Origin of the sequence: Actinomyces sp. ICM47 (genome assembly GCF_905369875.1) — a bacterium.
In the GTDB taxonomy this organism is placed as follows: domain Bacteria; phylum Actinomycetota; class Actinomycetes; order Actinomycetales; family Actinomycetaceae; genus Pauljensenia.
Window position 1 is genome coordinate 1 of sequence record NZ_CAJPJE010000071.1, and the last position, 5,805, is coordinate 5,805.

Consider the following 5,805-nt stretch of genomic DNA (forward strand, 5'->3'; position numbering starts at 1 on the left):
GTGCGCACCTGACCGCGTGTCCCACGCTCAGGATGCCGGGACAAACTGAGCTTCGATGGACGAGACGATACCGTCCATCAGCAGGTATCCGCCGGTCGAGGTCCACAGGGATCCATCGACGGGAATGACGTGGTTTGCCTGGACGGCTCCGAGAGAATCGAAGCCGACAGTCGCCTTGGCCTCGTCGAGTGCGGCGGCAGATGCCTCGACACCGGTGGTTCCGCCTGCCGACGGGTTGTTCACCGAGGACTTGCCGAGCGTGCCGAAGAAGATCCAGTCCGCGTCGATTTGGTCGATGTTTTCGAGGGAGACGGGCTCGGAATGTCCCTCTCCGTCACGGTCCTGATTGGCGGGGCGCTTCATGCCCAGAGCGGTTAGGGCTTGTCCGGCGGGCAGCTCCTTGAGGATCAGGCCTGCACTATCGCCCTGCCAGCGCACAACCGAGTATGTCTGGTCGAGGTAGCCGGCGTCCTTCAGGCGAGCACTCACCGATGCGACATGCTGGTCGAACTCCGCGAGTTTGACGTCAGCCTGGTCGGGCACGCCGAGCGCATCCGCGGTGAGGGCGAAAGTCTCGCGCCAGTCGCCGCCCGACTGCGTGGTGAAGAAGACGGGAGCTATCTGGCCGAGGGCCGTCAGAGTCTCGGTGTCGTTGTTCTTCACGGACGTGCCGTCAACGAGGATCAGGTCCGGGTGGGCGGCACCAATGGCCTCCAGGTTGGGGGTGCCGATGGAACCCAGGATCGGGATGTCTCCGGCGCGATCAAGGAGGTAGTTGGGGACCGTCTGCTGGCCGCGGCCCGATACGACACCGATAGGCGTCACTCCCAGGGCGAGCGCGTTGTCGGTGGTCGGTTCGGAAAGCGTCACGACGCGGGTCGGATGCGAGGGCACAGTGACCTCCTGGCCGGAGGCATCGGTAACGACGCGGGTCTCGCTGGTCCCGTTCGCTCCAGAGGACGAGGCCGGGGCGGGCTGCGTGGAGGAGCATGCTCCCAGGGTCAAGGATGCAAGAGCGAGAGCCGCGAAAGCGCGAACTCGTGTCGAGATATACACGTGTTCCTCAATTCGATTAGATCACGATAGATGCACAGGCAAGCCTAACCTAGCGGCGCAAAGGGCGCTCTCTTCGCATGCAATGGTGGATAAGCTCACGCACACCATCTGTCGAGCATTCGCACGACTCCTTCGCGCCACCATGCAACGTCATGGCCACCGGGATAGGACTCGAAACTGACAAGCGATCCTGACCTCTCCAACAGCGCAGTACAATCCCGAGTTACGGGCAGCATCGCCCGCTCGCGCTCACCCACCTGACACGACACTGTCAAGCCGTCACCAAGCTGCCTCTGTCCCCTCCGCAGCTCTGTCATCAGCGTCCCCTCGCCCCGGCCTCGTTCATCTCCACCCCACCACAGAGAGGGAGACTGTGCGAGGAAACACTCGACGGGCAACGAACCCAGACAGGCAGCCTCGAGCACTGCAAGCCCACCGAAGGACTGACCGGCCAGAGCAACAGGACCAGCCCCAACCTCGGCACAAATGTCTCTCACGAGTTCCTCAACACGGCCCGCCTCGGTTAACTCCTCCTGGCGAGCGCGCAGATCACCGGCATCGATCGTCACGACGCGAAGACCCGGGTAGCGCCAGGTCAGCCAGCCAACGCCATTGGCTCGCCACATCTCCCCGTCGAATAGAATGAGGGTTCTGCGTGCGGGGCACTCGCCGTCGTGGACCACGATGGAACGGGGTCGCTCACGCTCACGACGTGTACTGATGCGAACACCGATGTCTTCCTCACGGGCAGCACGCATCCGCAGATAGCGGAGGCTCTCCGATGGCCACACAACGCTCGCATCGGGTCCCACAAACAGCGAGGCGACGTTTCCTCTCCCGTTGATGAGACTGCGGACGTTGGAACAATCAGGGTGAGCAGCCTGACTTAATCGCAGCCATTCACCCCGATCCACGCTCGTGCACGGCTCGATACTACCTGCATCTACAATCGCGAACTGATAGCTGAGGATCGCATCCGCCGGCAGCGCACACGCGAGCACGTGCACGCGAGATCCGGGCATGCCTTCCAGACGAAAAGCGTCAAGGTGATCACGGTTGCGATCCGTCACGGTATTGACGATAACGAAGCACTGAGCGTTCTCAGGCGCATCGCACCGAAACGTCACGCGAACGGCGTTAACCCCATCAAGGACGAGCCGACGACCGACGCGCGGGCCATCGGCGCACCCATGGTCATCCCAGTCCTCAGGATCGATCTCGAGCCGACAAAACCCCGTCTCAGAAAAGAACTCCTCCTCGAAGGCCATCGGTCAGTCGAAAAGCGAAATATCACCCGCGCCGACGCGCGCGACGACAGCGTCGCCTCCCGCAAAGTCGATGACCGTCGTCGGCTCAGCTACGCCGACAGGACCCACGACCACCAGATCAACCTGATGCCCGATGCGCTCGTCCACATCAAAGCCATCCGTCAGAGGCTCCTTCTCACCCGGCATGATGAGCGTCGAACAAGCTAGCGGCTCACCGAGGGCCTCGACAATCGCCTGGGTGATGACATGGTCCGGGATGCGCACGCCGACCGTGTGCTTCTTCTTGTTCAGCATGATGCGCGGAACTTCCTTGGTGCCACGCAGGATGAACGTGTAAGGTCCGGGGGTCAGCGCCTTCATCGTGCGGAACTCATGATTATCGACGATGACTAGCTCACCGAGCTGCGCGAACGAGTGGCACAGCAGCGAGAAATTGTGCTTGTCATCGAGCTTACGAACCGCGCGAATGGTGTCCATGCCCGACTTGTTGCCAATCTTGGTCGCGATCGCGTAGCCGGAGTCCGTGGGCAGCGCAATCGTACCGCCGCGTTCCAGCAGGTCAACGACCGTGTTAACCAGACGTGCTTGAGGATTTTCCGGATGCAACTCAACGTACGACATGTCTCTATTGTGCACGAAACCCCCAGCGGCCGGGGCCAGATGGGGGTTTCGTGGACAGAATGCGCGAGAGCTAGATCACTTCTTCGCCTCGTCGGTGACCTCTTCACCGCGCTTCTTCGGCTTCGCGTCAACGCCGGCTTCCTTACGCTGCGCGGGCGTAATCGGAGCCGGGGCCTCGGTCAGCGGATCGAAACCGCCGCCGGACTTCGGGAAGGCGATGACATCGCGAATCGACTCGGACTTCGTCAGCAGCGAGACGATACGATCCCAGCCGAAGGCCACGCCGCCGTGCGGCGGAGCGCCGAACTTGAAGGCATCGAGCAGGAAGCCAAATTGCGTCTGGGCTTCCTCCTCGCCGATACCCATCACGTTGAACACACGGTTCTGGATGTCGCGGCGGTGAATACGAATCGAACCGCCACCGATCTCGTTGCCGTTGCAGACGATGTCGTAGGCGTAGGCCAGGGCGTTGCCCGGATCCTTGTCGAAGGAGTCGATCCACTCAGGCTTGGGCGAGGTGAAAGCATGGTGAACGGCCGTCCAGGCGCTGTGGCCCAGCGCGACGTCACCCTCGGCCTCAGCGTCGCCGGTGGGCTTGAAGAGCGGCGCGTCCACAACCCAGGTGAAGGCCCAGGCATCGGGGTCGATGAGGTCGCAACGCTTGCCGATCTCCAGGCGGGCAGCGCCGAGCAGCTCGCGCGACGGGGTCGGCTTGCCAGCAGCGAAGAAGATGCAGTCGCCGGGCTTGGCACCGGTGGCTGCAGCCAGGCCCTCACGCTCAGCCTCGGTGATGTTCTTGGCGACGGGGCCGCCCAGCGTACCGTCCTCGGCGATGGTGACGTAAGCCAGACCCTTCGCGCCGCGTGCCTTGGCCCATTCCTGCCACTTGTCGAAAGTGCGGCGAGGCTGCGACCCACCGCCGGGCATGACGACAGCACCCACGTAGGGAGCCTGGAACACGCGGAAGGTCGTGTCCTTGAAGTACTCGGTCAGCTCGGTCAGCTCGAGGCCGAAGCGCAGGTCGGGCTTATCCGAGCCGTAGCGCTCCATCGCGTCCTTGTAGGTCATACGCGGGATCGGCGTGGACAGGTCGTAGCCGATGAGCGCCCACACGTTCTTCAGGACGTCCTCGGCGACCTCGATGACGTCGTCCTGGTCCACGAAGCTCATCTCGATATCGAGCTGGGTGAACTCAGGCTGGCGGTCGGCGCGGAAGTCCTCATCGCGGTAGCAGCGAGCGATCTGGAAGTAGCGTTCCATGCCCGCCACCATGAGCAGCTGCTTAAACAGCTGGGGCGACTGGGGCAGGGCGTACCAGGAACCCGGGGAGAGGCGGGCGGGGACGATGAAGTCACGCGCACCCTCGGGGGTCGAACGGGTCAGGGTCGGCGTCTCGATCTCGACGAAGTCGCGGGCGTACAGGGCCTCGCGGGCGGCACGCGAAACCTTCGAGCGCAGGCGGATCGCGTACTGCTCGGGCTCGCGGCGCAGGTCGAGGTAGCGGTACTTCAGGCGGGTTTCCTCGCCGACGTTGCCGGAATCTTCAGCATTGGAGGACACCTGGAACGGCAGGGGCGCACTGGTGTTCAGGATTTCAATATCGTCGCCCATCACCTCGATGGCACCGGTGGCCAGGTGCGGGTTCTCGTTGCCCTCGGGGCGAGCGCAGACCTCGCCGGTGACCTTCAGGACGAATTCGGAGCGCAGCTCGTGGGCGACACGCTCGTCACGGACGACAACCTGGGCGATACCGGACGCATCGCGCAGGTCGATGAACGCCACGCCACCGTGATCGCGGCGACGATCCACCCAACCGGTGAGCGTCACGGTCTGACCGACCAGGTCGGTGCCGAGGGTTCCAATGTTGTGAGTGCGAAGCACTGTGATTCCTTTCGTTGTTACCATCCGCGAGACAGGCGGCGGCATTATTATTGTACGCGCGCTCGGTCTGGGAGCACGCTCGCCGCAAATAGAATGGGTAATATGGCAGCCGTCTCTACTTCTTCTGTCCCCTCCTCCCCCGCCTGGACGCCCACCGAGATCGGTCTGGCGATAGGTTCTGTCCTCTTGATCACCCTTGTTGCATTTGAGGAGCTGGCAGCCACAACGATCATGCCGGCGGTCGTCGCTTCCTACGACGCCGCACCCTGGTATCCGATTGCCTCGGGTGCCGCGTTGGCGGCGCAGCTGAGCGCCACGGTAGTCGCGGGCGCATTGGCGGACTGGAAGGGACCTCGCGCCGTTCTCTTCACCGGTATGGCGCTCTTCGCAGTAGGCCTGATCATTTCCGCCGTGGGTCCGAACGTCATTGTCTTCGTCGCTGGCCGAGCGCTGCAGGGGCTGGGCGGCGGACTTCTCGTCGTTCCCCTGTATGTCCTGATTGGCGCGGTTGCCGCCCCGGCCCACCGCCCGTCGTTCTTCGCGGCCTTTTCACTGGCGTGGGTGCTCCCCTCGCTGGTGGGTCCCGCGATCGCCGGTTACGTAACTCAAATGTGGGGGTGGCGCTATGTCTTCGGCGTCGTCCCGATTGTCGTCGTTGTTGCGGCCATCCCCGTCGGCTACGTGCTACGCACGCTGCCCGTAGCTGAGGCACGCAAGGCCGCGCGCTTGGCAGCACTGTCGTGTAACGCGGTCTTGGCGGGCGTAGGTGTCATGCTTCTGCAGCTCGCAGGCGCGCTTACCTCACCTCTCTCTCAGTTCGGTGTGTTCCTGCTCGGTGCGGGCCTCACAGTGTGGGCGCTGCCCCGCCTGCTGCCGCGCGGCACGTTCGTGTCACGGCCAGGCATGCCGTCGGCGATCCTCGCGCGCCTGAGTGCCCTGGCCTCACAGGTCGGACTCGCCGTCATGATTCCTCTCGTCC

5 protein-coding genes are annotated in these 5,805 nt (G+C 63.5%); 1 reads left to right on the forward strand and 4 read right to left on the reverse strand.

What is annotated here, in order from left to right; all coding sequences use genetic code 11:
• Positions 1-27: 27 nt before the first annotated feature.
• The 4 genes from QZ149_RS09855 to aspS form a co-directional block, all read right to left on the reverse strand.
• Positions 28-1,056, reverse strand: a complete 1,029-nt coding sequence (locus tag QZ149_RS09855) for an ABC transporter substrate-binding protein (protein WP_291451266.1) — start codon at positions 1,054-1,056, stop codon at positions 28-30.
• Positions 1,057-1,151: 95 nt separating this feature from the next.
• Positions 1,152-2,324: an alpha/beta hydrolase-fold protein gene (locus QZ149_RS09860; protein ID WP_291451267.1), complete on the reverse strand. Its 1,173-nt coding sequence runs from the start codon at positions 2,322-2,324 to the stop codon at positions 1,152-1,154.
• A 3-nt stretch (positions 2,325-2,327) separates the two neighbouring features.
• Positions 2,328-2,945, reverse strand: a complete 618-nt coding sequence (locus QZ149_RS09865; protein ID WP_009647719.1) for an L-threonylcarbamoyladenylate synthase — start codon at positions 2,943-2,945, stop codon at positions 2,328-2,330.
• 75 nt (positions 2,946-3,020) lie between these two features.
• Positions 3,021-4,826, reverse strand: coding sequence for an aspartate--tRNA ligase (gene aspS, locus QZ149_RS09870; protein ID WP_291451268.1), 1,806 nt, complete (start codon positions 4,824-4,826; stop codon positions 3,021-3,023).
• 102 nt (positions 4,827-4,928) lie between these two features.
• On the opposite strand from aspS, the gene QZ149_RS09875 reads away from it, so the two are divergent.
• Positions 4,929-5,805, forward strand: an 877-nt coding sequence (locus tag QZ149_RS09875) for an MFS transporter (RefSeq protein WP_291451269.1), incomplete at its 3' end; no start/stop codon positions are given.